General features: G+C 57.3%; 18 protein-coding genes and 1 riboswitch. Of the genes, 7 read left to right on the plus strand and 11 right to left on the minus strand.

What is annotated here, in order from left to right; all coding sequences use genetic code 11:
* Nucleotides 1-134 precede the first annotated feature (134 nt).
* The gene (locus HHJ16_RS04325; protein ID WP_293641020.1) at nt 135-878 is read left to right on the plus strand and encodes an SDR family oxidoreductase; all 744 of its coding nucleotides are present in this window, start codon (nt 135-137) and stop codon (nt 876-878) included.
* A gap of 95 nt (nt 879-973) precedes the next feature.
* Here the strand turns inward: HHJ16_RS04325 and HHJ16_RS04330 are convergent, their stop codons facing one another.
* Complete coding sequence (locus tag HHJ16_RS04330; RefSeq protein ID WP_293641022.1) at nt 974-1,936, minus strand: AEC family transporter; 963 nt, start codon at nt 1,934-1,936, stop codon at nt 974-976.
* 110 nt (nt 1,937-2,046) lie between these two features.
* On the opposite strand from HHJ16_RS04330, the gene HHJ16_RS04335 reads away from it, so the two are divergent.
* From HHJ16_RS04335 to HHJ16_RS04345, 3 genes are all read left to right on the plus strand, one after another.
* A complete protein-coding gene (locus HHJ16_RS04335) occupies nt 2,047-4,185 on the plus strand; it encodes an ATP-dependent helicase (protein ID WP_293641023.1) in 2,139 nt (712 codons plus the stop codon).
* A gap of 138 nt (nt 4,186-4,323) precedes the next feature.
* Nucleotides 4,324-4,701: a hypothetical protein gene (locus HHJ16_RS04340; protein ID WP_293641024.1), complete on the plus strand. Its 378-nt coding sequence runs from the start codon at nt 4,324-4,326 to the stop codon at nt 4,699-4,701.
* Nucleotides 4,702-5,041: 340 nt separating this feature from the next.
* Nucleotides 5,042-6,373, plus strand: coding sequence for a cation:proton antiporter (locus HHJ16_RS04345; RefSeq protein WP_293641026.1), 1,332 nt, complete (start codon nt 5,042-5,044; stop codon nt 6,371-6,373).
* Between the two features lie 92 nt (nt 6,374-6,465).
* On the opposite strand, the gene HHJ16_RS04350 is transcribed toward HHJ16_RS04345, so the two are convergent.
* From HHJ16_RS04350 to HHJ16_RS04360, 3 genes are all read right to left on the minus strand, one after another.
* Complete coding sequence (locus tag HHJ16_RS04350; protein ID WP_293641028.1) at nt 6,466-7,083, minus strand: hypothetical protein; 618 nt, start codon at nt 7,081-7,083, stop codon at nt 6,466-6,468.
* Nucleotides 7,084-7,287: 204 nt separating this feature from the next.
* Nucleotides 7,288-7,860, minus strand: a complete 573-nt coding sequence (locus HHJ16_RS04355) for a TMEM165/GDT1 family protein (protein ID WP_293641030.1) — start codon at nt 7,858-7,860, stop codon at nt 7,288-7,290.
* Between the two features lie 7 nt (nt 7,861-7,867).
* Nucleotides 7,868-8,036: riboswitch (yybP-ykoY riboswitch) on the minus strand.
* Nucleotides 8,037-8,066: 30 nt separating this feature from the next.
* Entirely contained in the window at nt 8,067-8,555 is a 489-nt protein-coding gene (locus HHJ16_RS04360) for a pyridoxamine 5'-phosphate oxidase family protein (RefSeq protein ID WP_293641032.1), read from the minus strand.
* Nucleotides 8,556-8,724: 169 nt separating this feature from the next.
* Between HHJ16_RS04360 and HHJ16_RS04365 the strand changes: the two genes are divergently transcribed.
* Nucleotides 8,725-9,570, plus strand: coding sequence for an undecaprenyl-diphosphate phosphatase (locus tag HHJ16_RS04365; RefSeq protein ID WP_293641033.1), 846 nt, complete (start codon nt 8,725-8,727; stop codon nt 9,568-9,570).
* Nucleotides 9,571-9,695: 125 nt separating this feature from the next.
* Here the strand turns inward: HHJ16_RS04365 and HHJ16_RS04370 are convergent, their stop codons facing one another.
* Together HHJ16_RS04370 and HHJ16_RS04375 are read right to left on the minus strand one after the other, a co-directional pair.
* On the minus strand, nt 9,696-10,310 hold the full coding sequence (locus HHJ16_RS04370) for a YdcF family protein (RefSeq protein ID WP_293641035.1): 615 nt from the start codon (nt 10,308-10,310) through the stop codon (nt 9,696-9,698).
* A 185-nt stretch (nt 10,311-10,495) separates the two neighbouring features.
* Nucleotides 10,496-11,167, minus strand: a complete 672-nt coding sequence (locus tag HHJ16_RS04375; protein ID WP_293641037.1) for a DUF1345 domain-containing protein — start codon at nt 11,165-11,167, stop codon at nt 10,496-10,498.
* Between the two features lie 194 nt (nt 11,168-11,361).
* Here HHJ16_RS04375 and HHJ16_RS04380 point away from each other — a divergent pair, with 194 nt between their 5' ends.
* Nucleotides 11,362-12,213, plus strand: a complete 852-nt coding sequence (locus HHJ16_RS04380) for a tetratricopeptide repeat protein (protein ID WP_293641039.1) — start codon at nt 11,362-11,364, stop codon at nt 12,211-12,213.
* Nucleotides 12,214-12,408: 195 nt separating this feature from the next.
* Here the strand turns inward: HHJ16_RS04380 and HHJ16_RS04385 are convergent, their stop codons facing one another.
* The gene (locus HHJ16_RS04385) at nt 12,409-13,938 is read right to left on the minus strand and encodes a carbohydrate porin (RefSeq protein ID WP_293641041.1); all 1,530 of its coding nucleotides are present in this window, start codon (nt 13,936-13,938) and stop codon (nt 12,409-12,411) included.
* A gap of 665 nt (nt 13,939-14,603) precedes the next feature.
* On the opposite strand from HHJ16_RS04385, the gene HHJ16_RS04390 reads away from it, so the two are divergent.
* Entirely contained in the window at nt 14,604-14,819 is a 216-nt protein-coding gene (locus HHJ16_RS04390; RefSeq protein ID WP_293641042.1) for a hypothetical protein, read from the plus strand.
* Between the two features lie 137 nt (nt 14,820-14,956).
* Here HHJ16_RS04390 and HHJ16_RS04395 read toward each other — a convergent pair whose 3' ends face one another.
* The 4 genes from HHJ16_RS04395 to HHJ16_RS04410 are packed head-to-tail and all read right to left on the minus strand — an operon-like array spanning nt 14,957 to nt 19,136.
* Nucleotides 14,957-16,591, minus strand: coding sequence for a cytochrome c (locus tag HHJ16_RS04395; protein WP_293641044.1), 1,635 nt, complete (start codon nt 16,589-16,591; stop codon nt 14,957-14,959).
* 10 nt (nt 16,592-16,601) lie between these two features.
* Nucleotides 16,602-17,624, minus strand: a complete 1,023-nt coding sequence (locus HHJ16_RS04400) for an outer membrane lipoprotein-sorting protein (protein WP_293641045.1) — start codon at nt 17,622-17,624, stop codon at nt 16,602-16,604.
* The gene (locus HHJ16_RS04405; RefSeq protein ID WP_293641046.1) at nt 17,621-18,490 is read right to left on the minus strand and encodes an outer membrane lipoprotein-sorting protein; all 870 of its coding nucleotides are present in this window, start codon (nt 18,488-18,490) and stop codon (nt 17,621-17,623) included. Before HHJ16_RS04405 ends, HHJ16_RS04400 begins: the two co-directional genes overlap by 4 nt.
* Before the next feature lie 40 nt (nt 18,491-18,530).
* On the minus strand, nt 18,531-19,136 hold the full coding sequence (locus HHJ16_RS04410) for a hypothetical protein (RefSeq protein WP_293641047.1): 606 nt from the start codon (nt 19,134-19,136) through the stop codon (nt 18,531-18,533).
* Between the last annotated feature and the right edge of the window lie 10 nt (nt 19,137-19,146).

Consider the following 19,146-nt stretch of genomic DNA (forward strand, 5'->3'; position numbering starts at 1 on the left):
TGTTCCGGGGGTGCATCAGGTCTCCGCCTTACTTAGAATCGTCGCTCCTTAAACCGCGATCGATGCGTTCGACGAGGCCCCCACGGCACGAATGACTGCTTGGTACCGCAATTTTTATTGAATTGGAGATTTCCATGGGCAATAACATCGAAGGCAAAATCGTTGTCATCACTGGCGCGAGCAGCGGCCTTGGCGAAGCGACAGCACGTCATTTGTCGCAGCTTGGCGCCACAGTAGTGCTCGGCGCCCGACGTCTGGAGCGAATTCAGGCGCTCGCCAAAGAATTGACGGACAGCGGCAGAAAAGCAATGGCAGTGCAGACCGACGTGACGCAGAGCGAGCAAGTCAAGAAATTAGTCGATGCAGCGGTTGCCGCCTACGGTCGGATCGACGTCATGATCAACAACGCGGGATTGATGCCGCACTCCCCCCTTGATCGTTTGAAGATTGCGGACTGGGACCGCATGATTGACGTCAACATCAAAGGCGTGTTGTACGGCATTGCGGCCGCACTGCCCCATATGCAGCAACAAAAATCAGGACACATCATTAATGTTTCTTCTGTCGCGGGCCATAAAGTCCGTCCCGGGAGTGCCGTCTACGCAGCCACTAAACACGCCGTGAGGGCGCTGTCCGAAGGTTTGCGCCAGGAAGTAAAACCGTACAACCTGCGCACGACTGTCATTTCTCCGGGCGCAGTGGCGACAGAGCTCCCCAACAGCATTACGGAAGCAGATGTTGCCGCGAGCGTCAAAAAAATCTATGAAACGGCCATACCGGCCGATTCCTTCGCCAGAGCGGTGGCTTACGCCATGAGCCAGCCAGACGATATTGATGTGAATGAAATCCTTTTCCGGCCCACGCGGCAAGAGGTGTGACGGCGGGTTAAGTCCAAAGGTTTATCCCGGCGCTATGGGCGGGACTTGCCTTGTCAAGAACAAGAGCCAGTTCCCTGCCGCTGTGCAAGGCGCGCTTAAGTCAACCAGGCTACCGCCGCCGAGAAGCTGAAAAAAGCGAGCACGGTCGACAGCAAAATGATGCGCGCAATGCGCCCGTTATCCGCACCGAAGCGCTCAGCCAGCATGGCCACATTGCTGGCGCTTGGCAAGGCGGCCACCAGCACCACCACGGTTAGGGCGAAGCGGCCCAGCGGCAGACCCAGCGCGATAGCGCCCAGCCCGACGCTGCCCACCAGCAGCGGGTGAACGACCAGTTTGATAAGCACCACTGGCACATAGTCGGCCAGTGGCGTTCGGGTGACACTATTTATTTGTGAGCGCGCCAGCACCGCGCCAATGGTGAACAACGCGACCGGCGAAGCCGCATCGGCGAGCAGACTGACCGTCCCCATAAGGGGCGTTGGCAGCGCGAAGTGAATGGCGGATGCGAGCGTGCCCAACACAATCGACCAGGGCAGCGGATTAGCCACCACCCCTTTAAACGCCATGCGTGCCGCCCTGGCGGCGCCGTGTTCGTCCGCCCGGTCAAGCCGCGACAACGCAATGCACAGCGACGAAGTCATCACCATGTCCACCGTGATGGTGACAATCGCCGGGCCCGCCGCCTGGGCGCCCAGCAGGGCCACCAGAAGCGGCACGCCCATGAATCCGGTGTTGGGGAAAGCCGCTACCAACGCGCCGAAAGAGGCGTCGTTCCAACCGATACGGCCTGCGGGACCGGTGCGGGTCACCGCGATTGTGAAGGTCACCATCAGCACAGCGCAGAGCAGATACACCAGCACCAGGCTGCCGTCCAGTAACTGTGCAATGGGCGTGCTGGCGCCAAAGCGGTACAGCATGCAAGGGAGCGCGAAATACAACACAAACCCATTGAGCCCCGGAATGGCTTCGAGCGGCAACAGGCGCCGCCGGGCGGCCACATAGCCGGCCAGCACGAGGGCAAAGAAAGGAAAGGTAACCAGGAGAATGCTTAACACAACGCCTATTGTCACTGGCAAAGTTAGCTGTCGACTGACTGGCTATGATGCCGGTTGCCTCCTTCTTTTTTTCTAAGTCATTAGTTTCGAATCTTCTCGTTTTTGCCTGCATGTCGTCATCCTCTCCCGTGTCCCCTACCGCATCTCCTGCCACGTCGGGACTCAACCTCGCCCAACAAGAAGCCGTCAACTACCTGCAGGGACCCTGCCTGGTACTGGCGGGTGCGGGCTCAGGCAAAACGCGGGTAATCACGCACAAGATTGGCCGACTCATTCAGTCCGGTCTCAAGCCCGACCAGATTGCCGCCATCACCTTTACGAACAAGGCTGCCGCCGAAATGCGCGAACGCGCCAAAAGCTTGATCGGCAAGCAAGCCAGGGGCGTGGTGATTTGCACTTTTCACGCGCTCGGCGTGCGCATGCTCAGGCAGGACGGCGAAGCGCTGGGCCTGAAACCTCAGTTTTCGATTCTGGACAGTGACGACGTGACCAGCATCCTGAAAGACGCGGGCGGCAGCACAGAAGCGGCCACTGTGCGCCAATGGCAATGGACCATCAGCCGGTGGAAAAATGGGGGCCTCAATGCGGCCCAGGCCGGTGCGCAGGCCAGCGACGACGAAGAGCGCGTGATCGCGCGGATCATGGCGCACTATGAAGAGCGTCTGACAGCCTACCAAAGCGTGGACTTCGACGATCTGATTGGTCTACCCCTCAAGCTGCTGCAAGAGCACGAAGCGGTGCGCACCAAGTGGCAACGTTCGTTGGGCCATGTTTTGGTAGATGAATACCAGGACACTAACGCCACGCAGTACGAGGTCCTGAAGCTGATCGTCGGTCCACGCGGCCGCTTCACGGCGGTCGGCGACGACGACCAATCGATCTACGGCTGGCGCGGCGCGACACTGGACAACCTGAAACGGTTGCCGCAAGACTATGCCAACCTGAAGGTGGTGAAACTGGAGCAAAACTACCGCTCGACCAGCGCCATCCTGCGGGCGGCCAATAACGTGATCGGCCCCAATCCCAAGCTGTTCCCAAAGACCTTGTTCAGCGAACTCGGCGAAGGCGAGCCGGTGCGGGTGGTGGACTGCGACAGCGAGGAGCACGAAGCCGAGCGCGTGGTCGCCCGCATCCAAAGCCTTCGTGCCGGCGCGGAACTCCAGGCCGTCGGCAGCCAGTACAAAGAGTGGAAAGATTTTTGCGTGCTTTACCGCGCCAATCACCAAGCCAAGCCGTTTGAAAAAGCTTTTCGGAAAGCGCAGATCCCCTACAAGGTCTCCGGCGGTCAAAGCTTTTTTGACCGGGCCGAAATCAAGGACCTGTGCTGTTGGATGCGTCTGCTGGTCAACAACGACGACGACTTGGCATTTAGGCGCGCAGTGACCACGCCCAAGCGAGGCATTGGCCACACCACCTTGCAGGCGCTGAACACCTTTTCCGAACGCTACAAGCTCAGCCTGTTCGAAGCGCTGTTCAGCAACTCACTGGGTTCCGTGCTGCCCGCCAAGGCGGTCGGCTCGCTGCACGAGTTTGGCCGCTATGTCAATGAGCTGGAACAGCGCGCCAGAAAAACGGTTGGTGCCGAGGACGCGCGCATCCTCTTGAAAGACTGGCTGAAGGACATTGACTACGAAAAGCACTTGTACGATGGTGAAGAGAGTGAAAAAGTAGCGGCCGCGCGCTGGAACAACGTGATGGATTTCTGCGACTGGATGGCGCAGCGCTGCGGCGGACAGATCGAAGACGCGTCGGGCGCCGTGGTCGAGAAGGAAACCAAGACCATGCTCGAGGTGGTGCAGACGATAGCCCTGCTTTCCACCATCAGCGAGCGCGAAGGGGAACAAAACGTCGTCACGCTGTCTACGCTGCACGCCTCCAAGGGACTGGAATGGCCGCACGTGGTGCTCGCCAGCTGCGTGGAAGGGCTGCTGCCGTTCAAACTCGAAAACGACGACGGGACCAACACCGACAACATTGCGCTGCGCCTGCAAGAAGAACGTCGCCTGATGTATGTGGGCATCACGCGTGCACAGCGCACGTTGGCGGTGAACTGGCTGCGCAAGCGCAAAAAAGGCCGTGAGATGATTCCTGGCGTACCGAGCCGCTTCATCGCCGAAATGGCGCTGGACAAAACGACCATCAGGGAAGATCCTCGCGAAAAGATCAAAGCGCTGCGCGCCGAGTTTGCAAAAAAATCAGCCCTTGCACTGGCTGCGACGGCTGCGGCCGCAGCAGCGGATCGCCGTTGACTCATGGGCTCCAACCTGGCATTGAACATGACTTTTAATTCCCTCCGGTTCGCTCTTTTTTTTATAGCCGCTGGTGCAGTTGCCGCAGGTGCTGGCGCTAAAAACCAGCCTGAGCCAGCGTGCCCAACGGTTCAGTCTATGAAAGCCGAACAACTTTATGGACGGTGGGAAGCACGTTTTACCCCTTCCCCAGCAGGACTGTCGAGCCGAGCCACCGTACTGCTCGAGCGCCATGCGGAATTTTCTGAAAGTCTGGCCGGCGTGGTCAGTCGCGAACTAAGCCATGCAGCCGGATCGAACGTCACAACCGCCCAAGCCGCATTGGCCGGCGATCTGGAAGACGGCATGCTGTTGCTCGACGAGTCCTCCGACAAGATCAGCATTACGGGCACCTGGAATGGTGAAGTGGTGGAAGGCTCCTGCGGCAAGGTATTTCGGGGCAGTTGGAAAGATACCAGCTCCAGCGCGCCCGACAACGCACCCGAGGTATCCTTCATCCTGACGAAGCTCCCTTGACCGAAGTCAGGACGACTTCGTCTTGGTCTGCGACCTGGCGCTCGTAGCGGCTTGTTGGACTACAACAGAAGCGGCCATGGGCTGAGCATGAAGCCGAGTTTGGTTCACGGCGGGTGGACTCGCCCCATCGTTGAATAAGCTACTCTTTCAATAGCTGACTTCGTTTCTGTTTGTTGGGCTACAGCCGCTTTTAATCCAAACACCTTGCGGGTTCAAAGTTGCGCCTTTCCTTTCAGGCGCAACCGGCGGTGTTGCGGGGCCAGCCCCGATTGCTTTAAGCTGTGTCGATGAACTCCACAGCGTTGCATGCGGCCAGCTGGCTGCGCCAAGCCACCCTACCTTGAACGAGCCAACCACCTTCACCTTAGCTTGCATCATCGTCGGCCTGCTGCTGATAGCGATGACGCTCGCCGGCTCCTTTGTTGCCCGCTTGCCGCTGAGTGCCGCCATGCTTTATCTGGGCGCAGGGGTGGCCATCGGCCCGATGGGCCTGGGCCTCATCCGACTCGATGCCTTTAAAAATGTGGCGCTACTCGAGCGGCTGACCGAAGTGGCTGTTTTGATATCGCTCTTCACCGCCGGCATGAAACTGGAATTACCGATCACGAACCGGCGTTGGCGCATTCCGGTGCAACTGGCCACGGTGTCCATGCTGATCACCGTCGGGGCGGTCACTGCGGTGGGCGTCTTCATTCTGGGCTTGTCTTGGGGTGCCTCGGTTTTGCTGGGCGCAATTTTGGCGCCGACCGACCCAGTGCTGGCCTCTGATGTGCAGGTGGGCGACCCGAGCGACCGCGACCGTCTGCGCTTTGGCCTGACCGGCGAAGGCGGACTGAACGACGGTACGGCTTTTCCCTTCGTGATGCTGGGCCTGGGCTTGCTGAACCTACACGAGCTGGGTGAAGGCGGCTGGCGCTGGTGGTCGATTGACGTGCTGTGGGCCGTCGCGGGCGGCTTGGGTCTGGGCTACCTGCTCGGCACCCTGGTGGGCCGTGCGATTATCAACCTGCGTATGCGCCACCGCGAAGCGCTGGGCTCGGATGAGTTCATTGCGTTGGGCTTGATCGCACTGACTTATGGGCTGGCGCTTTTAAGCCAGACCTACGGGTTTCTGGCCGTCTTCGCTGCGGGCTTGGCGTTACGCCGTATTGACGAGCCGAAATCGGTTCTGCCAGCAGAGTCCACACCTGCGCTGAGCCCCGCAGACCGCGAAGCATCAGGCGCCGAAGCACCCGCCCACATGATGAACGCGGTACAGCGTTTTAACAGCCAGCTCGAAAGCTTTGTGGAAGTCGCCATTGTGCTGGCCGTGGGTGTGCTGATAGCCACAGTTCAGTTTCGTAGCGAAGTACTCTGGTTCATCCCGGTGCTGTTTTTACTGATTCGTCCAGCGGCGGTTTACGTCGGCTTATTGGGAACGCACGTCAAAGGAACGCAGCGGCGCCTGATGGCCTGGTTTGGCATTCGCGGCATCGGCTCCCTGTACTACCTGCTTTATGCGATCAGCCACCACATCGAACCGGCTTTGGCGGAACACTTGCTGTCTATTACCCTGGCTGTGATCGTCGCTTCAGTCATCGCACACGGCATTTCGGTAACGCCGTTGATGACGCGCTACGAGTCGCGAAAACGCTCTGGTCGCGGCACCGATGCAGGATCGGGCGGGACTTGAAGAGTCGGCGATCCGCTGCTTGACACGCTCGAATGCGTCAACCGATAACGCGAGGCTTCGCCAAAGCGGGTCCGGTTTTTTCTGTGGCTTTATTACGGTCTGGCAATCAACTGATGATGCGCGTTGACACCGAGGTCACCGCGAGACGCTGCATGCGTTTTCCGGTCTGAATGGTAGACAACGAGGACCGCATTGTCGTGCGTAACGAGGGTCGGAGAAACCATTGACACGACGGCCTTTCCTTCGCCATCCGCAACAAAATTGTTGCCTGAACCGGTTCCATCAAGGGGTGTGAACCCAACAGGTTGTTGGTCGAAATGATTTTCAAACAAGCTGTAGTGGCCGTGGGGCTTCAGATCTGAAAGAATAACGGTGACTTTTTCCCGGCCGCCGGGCAGGGGCGTCAAAATCACCTCTCCTTTTGAAGCTAACCAAGCACCGAGAGACATGTCGAGGGGTTTTCCTGACGCGTTCAACAGCGGCAGCTCTTGGGTCTCACCAATCAGCGCATTCCGGATACCCGCCACGTGCTTGATGCCCTGGGGACCGATCGCCGCAGCCGCGGCAGGCGCGGCGACGAACACCTGGGGGTCCAACGGTGGCTTCTGGTGTGTCTCGTTGGAAAAGAATGCCGCGTGGGTTTGAAAGTCGATAACCTGGCTTTCATTGTCAGCCCGTGCCGATCCACAAATTAAAGTTCCAAGCACCACCAGGCTGGCGGCTAACGCAGGCTTAAATTTCAGAGTCGTGGACATAATCGTGTTTCCCCTTTTTTGGCGTCACGGTTGAGAGTTTTAGGACTTCTGCTCATGGTATCAAAAAAGCGGTGAATGCACCGATTAACCCGTGAACACTCTGTGTACCTCCCCTGGAACGGGGTTCGGGTTGATCGGTTAAATACAAGGCGATTTACTTCAGAACGCGTGGCCGACGTTTAACAAAGCCATGACCCCCAAGCTGAGAAAGACTAACGCCGCGATGCCGTGGACCAAGGGCATGGACACCTTCTGAGCAAAGGCACCCCCCAGAAATACGGCGGGCACGTCGGCGAGCATCATCCCAAGCGTAGTACCGGCCACAACGGGCACCAGATCATGGTATCGCGCGGCCAGCGCCACGGTGGCGATTTGGGTTTTGTCGCCCATTTCTGCCAGGAAGAACGCCAGCACCGTGGTCCCGAAAACACCGAACCGCTGCTTTCCTCCGCTTAAATCACCGCTGGCCTTGTCGGGAATAAGCATCCAGACCGCCATCACAACGAAGCCCACGCCAACTACCCAGCGAAGCATGGTTGGGCCAAGCTGTGCCGCAACCCAAGTTCCCGCCACGCCAGCAAAGGCATGATTAATAAGTGTTGCGATCAGAATCCCAAAGATGATGGGAATAGGGCGTTTGAATTTTGCGGCCAAAAGGAAGGCCAGCAATTGGGTTTTGTCTCCCATTTCGCCGAGGGCGACGACGCCAGTCGAGACCAGGAATGCTTCCAAAAAGATTCTCCGGGGCCGGCTGATTTCCAATGACCACAGCGCGTCCCCGGCCCATATCGGAGGCAGTGTGGTCAAAGGTCTTGCCAAGCATGAAGCTGCCTGCGCCATGGTCTACGACCAAGTATGTTGACGCAGGCCCCTTTTGAACAGAGCGGCTACTCCCCAATGACTGCGGAAAGTGTAGCAGAGGCCTATCCAGTGGGATCCTAAATCGCCTGCACGAAAGCCCGTTTGACACCTTCCTCGCCGATCGAGCGCGCCACACCAAAGCCGGAGACTTGTCGGGCACCCTTGACCTCTACTGCTACAAATCTGAAGTCGCCCAGTTGCGTCATGGGCGCTGCCTCAGGAAAGCGTTGCAAATACACAGCGCGGCAGGACTGCCAGGTCTGACCGCGGGGCTCCAACACCGTTGCAAGTCCTTCAAGGGTGACTCTGGGCAATGCATGCACCGGCTCATCCGGCACTTCCGCCTGCATCACCAGTAACGATATTTTCGGCCTGGCTTGAAGGTTACCCGTGTGCGCGGCCAACCCGCTGACATGGATTACCAGGCAGCCAAGCACCGGCTCCAGGGCAAACGGAACCATCGAAACAAATGCGCCCCCATCGTCGCCAATAGTCCCCAGGGCGGCAACTCGCTGAGACGCTATAAGCGCACGTAGTTCGCGGATCATTCCAGTTTCATCAGACACGATTTCCCCCTCGAAGGCTTGTTAATTTAACGATAACGCGCAGCCTGACGCCGCAATATCTCTGACCCCTCGAATTTCTTGCGGTCAGGGCGGTCGACAGCGCCCACTCCTGGCCATGGGCGGTGTGGCAGAATTCCCAACGATTTCCAATTACCCGTAAAGGCACCTCGTGGATCTATTACAAATCCTGCTCCTTGCTGTTATCCAGGGCGCCGCTGAACTCCTTCCAGTCTCAAGCTCCGCCCATGTGATCGTCGCCGAAAAGCTCATGGGACTGGATCCCACGGCGCCCGAAATGACGCTTTTGTTGGTGATGCTGCATACGGGAACGATGTTCGCTGTCATTGTCCATTTTTGGAAAACCTGGCGCGCCACCTATTTCGGGTCTTTGCAGGCTTTTCGCACCAACGCGCTCTACGTCGTAACCGCCACTGTCGCAACCGGGATCGTCGGCCTTCTGCTGCTTCAATTGATCAAATATGCGGTCGCCAAAAACTCCCCTGATTTCGAAATTGAACACCTGTTTGGCAACGCCCGATTGATGGCAGCGTCCCTGGCGGCTGCAGGCCTGCTGATCATCGTCTCTTCGCGTATGGATCAAAATGTAAAACGGAATTTGTCTTTAAAAAGTGCCACCTGGATCGGCGCCGTGCAAGGGCTGTGCCTGCCTTTTCGGGGATTCTCACGCTCCGGCGCCACGATCTCAACCGGTTTAGTCCTGGGCGTGGCCCGCACACGCGCTGAGGAATTCAGCTTTGCGTTGGCCGTTGTTCTGACTCCAGCCGTGATCGTCAAAGAAGTTTATCGACTTTACAAGGCACATGTCGCCACTTCAATCGTAGATGCCGGCAGCTTTTTGCATCTCCTGGGCCCCAGCTTACTCGGGATGGTATTTAGTTTTCTGGCAGGTCTGGTAGCGCTTCGCTGGCTTTCGCGCTGGCTTGAGCAAGGCCGGTGGCATTTTTTCGGGGGCTACTGTCTGCTGGCTTCATTGGCCGTGCTTTGGGTCGGCTGATACACCCTCCTCCATAGCGAAGCGCGTGTTGCCGTCGCTGCAATGCGCCACGCAGGCGAACTGAATGCCGCTGCGCGCCTTCTGTGGTAGCGCCTGATTCCGTGACTATCAGGCGTTTAAGCCGCTTATGCGGCGGTATCTGAGTGCCGTCCGAACATCCTGTAGTCGATATACAGCCAGGTTTCGCGCCATAGAAATTTCCCCCAAGTGGTCCAGGATCGAAAGCGGCTGGAAAGTGTCGGAGCAGGTTTAGCCTGCAGCCCGAGATCCAGTGCCATCGCCATCGCGCGGCTCATGTGCAGGGGGTCGCTCACGAGGAGCACCGACCGAATCCCGGCAAGCTCCATCAATTCCTTGGCCCGTTCCAGATTTTGCCAAGTATTACGAGACTCGATATCGACGAGCATCGCTGAATTAGGAACGCCATGCGCGGCAGAAAATTGACGTCCAACCTCGGCTTCCGAGGGATATCCCGACTGGGGCGTTCCACCGGTAAAAATGATCCAGTGAACCCTTCCATTTTTATACAGAGATATTGCCTCGTTAATACGTTCACGATAAACCGGTGAAGGCTTGTTTCCCCATGCTGCAGCGCCTAATACCACCGCTGCATCCGCTGAAGCGTCAGAAGTTTGGTTGCCGAATTGAACGATTTGCCACGCCACTGCGGTGTAGGCACTGATGAGGAGCACAAGCCCCAATAGGATGATTTTTCGAAATGAAAGCACTGAAAGTTGCATTGGAGCCGAAGGGCGGCTTTTGAAAGTAAGCCGGACTGCGTAATTTAATTCGCTACAGCAGCGGTATCTGAAAAGAAAAGTATACGGAGAACGCGGCGCGCCTGGTTCTCGCCCGGACGGCCCTGCATTACATCTATTATGTGCCGGCGCCGCAGCGGACATCGCGCAGATACCGCGCAGGCCCGTCAGAACAGGCTTGCGCCAATATTGATCAGTAGCGCCAAAACGGTCGTGTTGAAAAGATACGCCAAAATGCAATGGACCGAGCCGATACGACGCATGGGCTTGGAGACGAAGGACACGTCTGCAGTTTGTCCAGAGGTACCAATCACGGCTGCGAAGTAAAAAAAGTCACCGTAATCCGGTTGATCGTCCTCAGGGAACTGCAGCCCCACCGCACGACCATAGGCTGACGCCGCATAGTAGTCGTGTGCGTAGTGAAGTGCAAACATCACTTGAATGAAGGCCCAGGACGACAACACCGTGACCCCAGCCAGCGTGATGTGCGCAACCTTGAGCAGTCCGTGCATGTCCTTCACGACTGACAGTTCTCCCGCGATGGCCGCCAAGCTGGCAATACCCGAGACAACAACGAGGAACAGGATCACGAGCTGGCCATCGTCCTGCGTTTGCGCGCGCCGGTGCATCTGGTGCTGCGACGAGCGAATCATCATGATCGCAGCGAGCAGAACATAAAGACAGGTGCCCACGTTCCACGCGATTAGCAGACGTGTGACGGAATGACTGGCGAGGTCGGTTGGGAGAAAGAGACTAACCGCGATCGCGGCAGCGGCCGCGATAAAGATTCGGGGCCGGGCGCGCATCAAGCGAAGGATTTTATTTCGTTGCCAATTCATGCGTGAGATTTGAAGTTCGCTAATTTCAAAAAATCTAATCTTAATGGGAAACACGGGAGACGGCGTCGCCCTCGAAGCGGAGGACTCCGTTTAGGTCGGTACCTGGCACCTTTGGCGGAGACTCACAAAGTAGCGGGTTGAACTTTCCTCACCCTGCCCCCAACTCCTGTGAAATATTCGAAAGGTAAAGGACGATGGTTAAAACAATTCAGTTAAAACTTGCTCTGGTACTCGCTAGCGCTGTTTTTAGCGTCAGCGCATTTGCCGCAGATCCCACGTTAAATCAGGTCTATCAAGCCGCTGAAGCGGGGAACTACCGCGAAGCACAGAACATGATGGACCAAGTGCTGCGCGACCACCCCAACAGCGCGAAGGCCCATTTTGCAGAGGCGGAACTTCTCGCGAAGCAAGGACGCGCGGCCAATTCCCAAGCGGAGCTTTCGACGGCAGAACGGCTCGCCCCAGGGCTACCATTTGCCAAACCGGCTGCAGTGCAAGAATTGAAGGCACGGATCGCCACGTCGCAGACGCCGATCCGGTCCAGTTTCTCTCCGGGGTCTCCATCTCCGTCCTCGGGTCCCAACATCCCTTGGGGAATGCTTCTGGCAGGGCTTGCTTTGATTGGAGGGATCTTCTTGTTCTTCCGCTCCAGAAATCAGAATTCGGTTGCACCTGCGCAAAACATGGGCATGCCCGGTTACGGTAGCCCGGTCAGTCCGCCGCAATCCTTCGGTGCGCCAGGATACAACGCCGCAGGCGTTGGCTCAATGGCGCCACCGGTTGCGGGTGGAATGGGTTCGGGCATCCTGGGTGGTTTGGCCACCGGGGCAGCCGTCGGTGCCGGCATAGTGGCGGGCGAAGCGCTTATGCACCGGATGACGGACGGTGGACGCCACGACGGCAATGTTCGTCAGCCTGATAACCTTGCAGACTCCTCCTCGCAAGGCGTCCAGCCGCAGTACGACATGGGTGGCAACGATTTCGGCGTGGCTGATGCAGCCTCTTGGGATGACGCGGGCGGCGGCGGTTCAGACGATTGGAGCTAAAAGGCAGGGCCGAGAATCGCCAAAATGAGCGTGGTCTGACCGGCGCTTGCCTGCCGGCTCGACGGGCAATCTGTCGGCCATAGTGGTTGAATATGACATCTTTTTCTCCTGATTAGATTCGGTGTTTGGCCTTGCTGAGCCGACCCTCGACAACGCTAGACACTGCGAACTTGACGGGTCATGCTCCGTTGCCGTTTAGAACGTGATGTTGGTACGCAGGCCCCACACCATTTCGTTGCCCAGCCTTTGCGTGGCATCTTTCGGATTCTGACCTGCAGCCGGATTGCGGATGTACTGAACATCCCCCTGCAGTTGCCACCAGGGAGTAGCCTGGTATTGATACGTCGCTTCCAGAACCGTCTCGCTGCTACGTACCCGGTTAATACCGAAATCCCTGTCCAGTCCACGAACGTTCTTCCCGACTTTGGCATACGCCAAACCGACACCGACCGTATCGTTGTCGCGCCCTTTGAACGGCGCAGTCAGTGTCACACCGACATTGGCGCTCAGTCCGATCAGATTGCGGTCGCCCGGCGCGGTCATCAGGCGGGCGAACACACCAAGGGCACGCGGGCCGTCTTCAGCCTGGCGCCAGACCATCTGGTCCACCACGGCATAGACGCTGTAGTTCCCCTTGAGCGAGGCGGGATTATTGTTGCTGGCTGGATCGGCAAGCGACAGGCTGTCACTGCCATAACGCTGGTCGGCAAACTGCTGGCTGTTGTACCAGACCCCAAGTTTGTACGTGCCAGGTAGGCCTGTCCTGACCGCGGCATCTTTGGCGACAGAATCCGCTTGCCCGGCAGGCAGCGGCTGATTGACGGCGTATTGGATTTCGGCAATGTAGAGCGCGCGATTGTGCAGGTTGAAGTTGGTGCCGTGCCGGTTCGCCGCTTGAGGGTCGCCCACGTTGGTGCCGGCAGGATTACCGTCGTAAACGCCACCGAGCAAGGTGACCGATTCAGTCGGTCGCGCGCGCAATCGCAGGCCCAATGAGGAGAGCGGATAGGCCGGCCCCCCTGCCGGCATGTCATATGACGGAAGCGCTGGCCAGCCGAATGAAGCGTTAACAAAAGCGCCGGCATACTGACTCACCATGAATTCCTGGTCGATGCTTTGCTGGCCTACCCTGACGTCCATTTTGTCGTCGAGAATTTTTTGCTGATACCACAGTTCCCACAGGCGAGTGCCAGCGTTCGCTTCGATGCCGCTTGCGGACTGCAGGCTGCCGAGGTACGCGGGGCTTAAAGGACGACCATGAATATTCAGCGCACTGACGTTGACGTTGCCGCCCTGCCAGCCAAAGGCCTTCTCGGTGTCAAGACCCAGCGTCAGGGTGGTTAAGCCGTGGTAGGCCGATCCTCTTTTTAAACCGCCGTTGGCATTATGGAGAACTTCACTCGTTTCGGTTAGCCCCAGCGTCACGCCGCCGTTTCCGAGCGCGGTCCGCAAGCCGCCCATATCGCCGAGCAGGTTCGGTCGCGTCCAGAAATCGTCTGCCGGCTTGGCCGCAAGCGGGTCGGCGGGATTGACATCGCTCGCTGCCGCTTCCGCCGCTAAGGCGGGAGCAACGCCCAGAAAGAAAGCTAGGCACGCGATCACCAGTTCCCACCGGCTGGCGTTCCACAGGTTCAGTACGATATTCCGCGCTGAAGCGGAAAGCGCCGGTGACAGGCCCTGCTTCGGCAGCCTGAAATTGGCAAACCTTTGATTTTTTTTCAACATAGGTACTTCTCTTAGGGTTGGTAAGAGGCACCTTTCGTCGTCATCAGTTCGAGAGCCCTCTGCGTGTCTGCGGCGCAGCCACAGTCACTCACGCCCGAGCGTGCGCCCGGGTTGCATAAGACAACCCTCGTGAAGAAACCGTCAGCCCAGGAGCCGGGGAGTCAACAAAAAAATAAGTAGGGAGGAAATCAGCATGTTCGCGACGAGGTCAGGAACATCGAGACACCACCATCCGCCTGCGGCTAGAGGGTGGCAAGGGAGACTTGCGTTATCTTACCGAGACGGTGCCAAAAAAAGGTTTTGGCAACTACAACAATCCGAACTGGCGCCCACGAAAGGGTCTCCAAAAGTTAAACACCGGCGGACTTTAGCCCGGAAATTTTGTCGAGTCAATCTTTTTCGGTTCGAGAAAAATAACGTGTGGAAACTCACCGCGGTGTTGTCAGAAAGTGAGCGTTGCAGCAGGTTCCCATACTCGTCAGACCGGGTGGCAGGTTGAAGAAGAAATCGGGCAGCCGCAGCACAGCCCCGGTAAAAGCTGGCCTAAAGGTAACAAGTCGTTATCGCAGCTCTACCGCTGTCAACCCGGAGCGCGTGGCGGCGTTTCAAGGGTGTGCTTCTCATTGAGAGCAGCTTCTCGAACTCCACCACTCAAAGGATTAAAAATGAAAAAACTGATTGGCATCGCCGCACTTGTTTTGGCCTTCACCCCATTCGCACAGGCTCAAACCAATACAGGCGCACTTGCCGGGCATCCGGATGCACGCAACGATCGTCAGGTCGAGGCGCCTGTCCGCGGGAACACCATGCACAAGGGCTCAGCCGGTGCAAAAAAAGTTCAACACGTCAAGCATCATCGCCGCGTTAGCAAAGCAAAGTAAGCCTCTCCTCAGCGGATGTCGGGGTGCCTTGATAGTTACGTGAGCCCGCTGGAGAGTAGCGCGTAGACGCTGTCCAGAAATCTATACGGAGGAACACTTGCATCTTCCGCAAAGCGGCTTATCTCTGTCAGGTTTAACTAAGGCACGATCCACCCGCCGTCCGCCACCGGGTGAATAAAATCCGGTTGCGCGAAGCGCACGATATAGCCCCCCTTGGACGCGAAGCGTTGACCCGCTGCGAGTCCAAGCCGGGGGTAGTAACCGTTCACAAGCCGCCGGCTTAACATCGCCTCAAGCTGTTCGACCAGATAGTCGCGCTCAAAGCTATCCAGCATGTCGCCCAAGCTCTCGGACAAGATACGACACGCCAAGTACGTATCAGACTGAACCCGTTCGTTCACCACCGGAATATTCCGCACCTTGAACCAGCCCAGAGGGAAATTCATTCTGATCTTTCTAAGATCCGGCAGGTCGAATGGATAGGTCATGCGAATCGTTTCGCGCCAAGCCAGCGGAAGCGGCGCGTTTTCGAGTTCAGCCATCAATCCGGATACAAATACCATTTGGCTATTGGTCGTACGCGGCAGCAGCAATAGATCTTTGGGGCGAAGCCATAGAACCAGCACATCCCCTGCTTTCGCACTATTCACGGCGCGTGCCAGTTCCTGTTCCGACCCTGGTCTCTTGAGTACGAGTGACTCTGAACTCAATCCAGTAGCCTTTAATTCGTGGTCGAGAGCATTCGCAGTCTCCTGTCCAATATCGCCTTCGCGAAATATTTGCAGGACCCGCGTTGTACCCGCCAACTTTCCCCGCTCCGCCAATCGGTTTGCGATAAGTTGCGCTTCGAGCAGAACGCCTTTGGAAAAATAAACAGGATAAAAATCGCGCTCCGCGTTGATCGGTAGATCTAGATTGGGAAGCAAGCAGGGAATCGATTCGTGCTCGCAAAACCGGTGGATGGGCGCCCACGTTTTCCCACCCAGTCCAGACACCATGGCAAACACCGGTTCCGCGGCGATCCGTTCTTGCAATTGCCGCTCCCAAGTGTCTGCAGGGCCTTTGAGTTCCCAAACGTGCAACTGCCATTTGCGGGTAACCCTGTACATGACGCCTCTATCGCTTTTCATGGGCAACCTGCCACCGCGAATAAATTCATTTTTATCGCGGAAGAAGCGCTCCAACACGTCGAGCATCCCTTGGCGCTTGACAGCATCCGCATCGGGTGTAATGACCGTCGCAAAATGCAGCGTATCTTCGGTAACGCCTGGCACTGGTCCACTGGATAGATTTTTTAGATAAGCAACCAGGTCGGCCATGGTGGCATCGTCCAGCGCGAAACGTGGCATCAGCTCGCTTAGCGGCTTACCCTCTCTGCCGATGCCGGACCGGATGGCGCGCGCAAGCGTCGCATCGGTGTAAGGGTCGCGCTTGGGAATGAACGCTGGTCCATAGCGAAAATCCACATCTTCTGGCCCGTCACCATGCGGCCGGAACAGATATTTTCCGCTGATTGGGGGGATGATGAATTTGCCTTCGGTCGTTCCGAAGCCACTACGCCGATGACAGTTGACACAGGCGGCAGCGGAACCTTCGACGTATCCATTCGAATCTCTTTCGCCACGGAGCAATGCTCCTGAGGCCAGCGTACCCTGCCGATAGAGGCGTTGCGCGGACTCGACATCGGCAGACGAATTCGGAGCGAACGCAACAAGCGTGCTCAGCAGTATAAAGTCTGCGATTTTTAATACAAAGACCTGCCGCTCACCCATGCGCTCTTACTCACTGCTTTGGCGCATAGGTCGGCGCAGCAAAGATTGCGTCATCCAGCGCCGCGTTGACGTTGATATGGTCAATGATGATTCTTTCCGTGGTGTGAGCGCCTCCAATGGAAGTGTCAAGCACATGCGGTATTTGAAGCCCTTGTACATTTTTATAGGCTGAGAAATAGGTCTCTACGGGCCAGGGTGTTCCGGAGACCATGCGCATGCCATCTATTTTGGTATCTAAAAATGTCTCGGCGTCAATCCAGAGGTGACGCTCTTGTTGATCACGCAGGTTCAGCTTCAGGCGATAGGTCTTTCTTCCCTCCAAAAGCTCGACTGCTTCCACAGTGACTTTCGTTCCCTTGGCGGCGCTGTCGATCAATGGGCCGTCGAGATCCTGCTGTATTGAAGCCGCACGCGCTGCGTCTGCCTGGAATTTCACGGCGACGACACCGTTCGGAGAAGGCATCACTCTCCAACCTTGCTCACCATCAAAAACCTGAATAGCGGTAGTCCCTTTATATTGAAGCTGCAAATAGAACTTGTGCGGACGTTTCATATGCATCGTGAAGGCCACATTGGTATCGTTAGCCGCAACACTCATTTTTCGGCGAGCGTCTGTCCGCTTCGGGGAAGTGCCATTAGCCACCTTGAGCTGGACCATTTCCATCCGTCCAAATTCGCTCAAACTCGTCACTGCGCGCCATGCTTGAAGGCCTCCGCGAGCGGCAACATTGCGTTCGACAATTTGCTCGGCCGAAGGCGTCATGCCTTGCAGTTGGTCCGGCGCGCCGACCTGCACGCTGGGTTCGGCCGCCTGGAGCCCCGCCGTCATCACCAGCATGGCTGACAGGCCTACGGCCCGCAATACCGCACGTCCGTAAGCGTGCATTGGGGTTCTACTCAACGCCGTGTTTTTAAAGGTGCACCGCACTGGGTCGTCAATTTTCATCTTTTCCTCCCTCAGCACCGCGACAACACTTCTCGGAAGAGAGCGTACGGAGCCCATCGATGTTGCGTTAGCCATTAGATGGTTCATAGTTTTACGAAACGTGCATCGGGTAGATCTGAGTTGACCTCCGCTTTGTCGATGATGATCTTCTCGGATTCCTTTAATCCGTCTCCGCGCGTCACCAGGGAGAACGGAAGCATGACGCCACTAACTCGGCGATAGTCGCTCAATAAGGTGGTGACTTTGCGTGAACGCCCACCGACGTCCCGCACGCCATCCACCATAACCTCCAGGAAAGTCGACGCGTCCACCCAGACCCGGCGCACCTCGCCATTGCGCAATACGACCTTGAGCTTGTACGCCTTCTTCTCATTCACGGTATCCACGCCGTCCATAACGATCTGGCTGCCATTGGCGGCCGAATTAATTAGCAAGCCATCCAGGTCTTGCTGAGACTCCGCGATCTTCGTTTCCGCAGGGGTAAACGATTCGAATGCGGTGCGTCCGGTAAATGGGCGCAGTTTCCAACCGACGTGGCCGTCATAGATTTGGACGGCGGTGTCCCCCGCGAACTCAAGTTCCAGGCGGATCTTGCGCGGCCGCTTCATCTCGAGACGAAATGGCAAGGAAATGACCGTCGTCTCTGGTGCTGGCGCCGCCGCGAGCATCATGCGACGCTGTCCCGGGCTCAGGTTGGAGGGAATCGAGGAGAAGTTGTCGACCGTACCGGCGGGCGCCGGGTGGGTCTTTCCCGCATCCATTTTTCCGGCAAAGGAAATAGAGTGGATTGCCTGCCACGCGGCCGCACCGCCGCGCGCCGCCACATTCCTGTCAACCACTTGGGAGGCACTTAAGCCGGCAGTCTCTGCCCATGACGGCGTCGACAAAACGAATACCAATGCCAGCGCACTGCCGCATTGCACAGCAATGGATGTGAGATGTTGCCTGTTCATGTTCGCTTTTCCTTCGTCGTTGAATTACCTATCGTCCTTCTCATTCGACCACCAGGTCTTCCGCGCGGAAAGCACCAATTTCGATCGTCACGTGGCCACCCCGCTGCACCACCTTGTTCGCATTTCCAAAAATAATGAAGTAGTCTCTGCCGCGTTCGAACGACGTCGCTTGCCGCAATTCGCCGATATTTTCCATGGCGGGAACGGCGAGCATCGCCCCAGTGGTCTTATCCGTTAAGTAGGGCTTGGCAGTCCGGTCGAGCAGCAGTTTTGCTTTCTCAGGATCAATCACGTGGTATTTAAACTGCAGCATCCAATTTGAGGACACCAGCCGTACCCCAAGAATGTCCACTCCCCACGTCCGCTCGAACAAGGGATTCCGGTAAAGCCGCCATGCGCGGGCTAGATCGCGCGGATCCTGATTACTCTCTGCGTAAACCGGACTGAAGGTGCCAACAAAGCTCAGGAGACCCAGCGCAATGACCACGCTTCTTGTCCAATTTCTGCTGCCACACTCAGCAGATTCAACAGGATAAATAGACGACGGCTGAAGTTCCCTCCGTGCGTTCTTTTCAACCCCCTCCTCAGCTTGCCGTGAAGAGAGCGCGATCATCGCGGGTAGATCGTCAGGGGTGATCCAGCTCATGACATTTCCC

The sequence above is a fragment of the Polaromonas sp. genome (assembly GCF_012927485.1).
Taxonomy (GTDB): Bacteria; Pseudomonadota; Gammaproteobacteria; order Burkholderiales; family Burkholderiaceae_C; genus Polaromonas.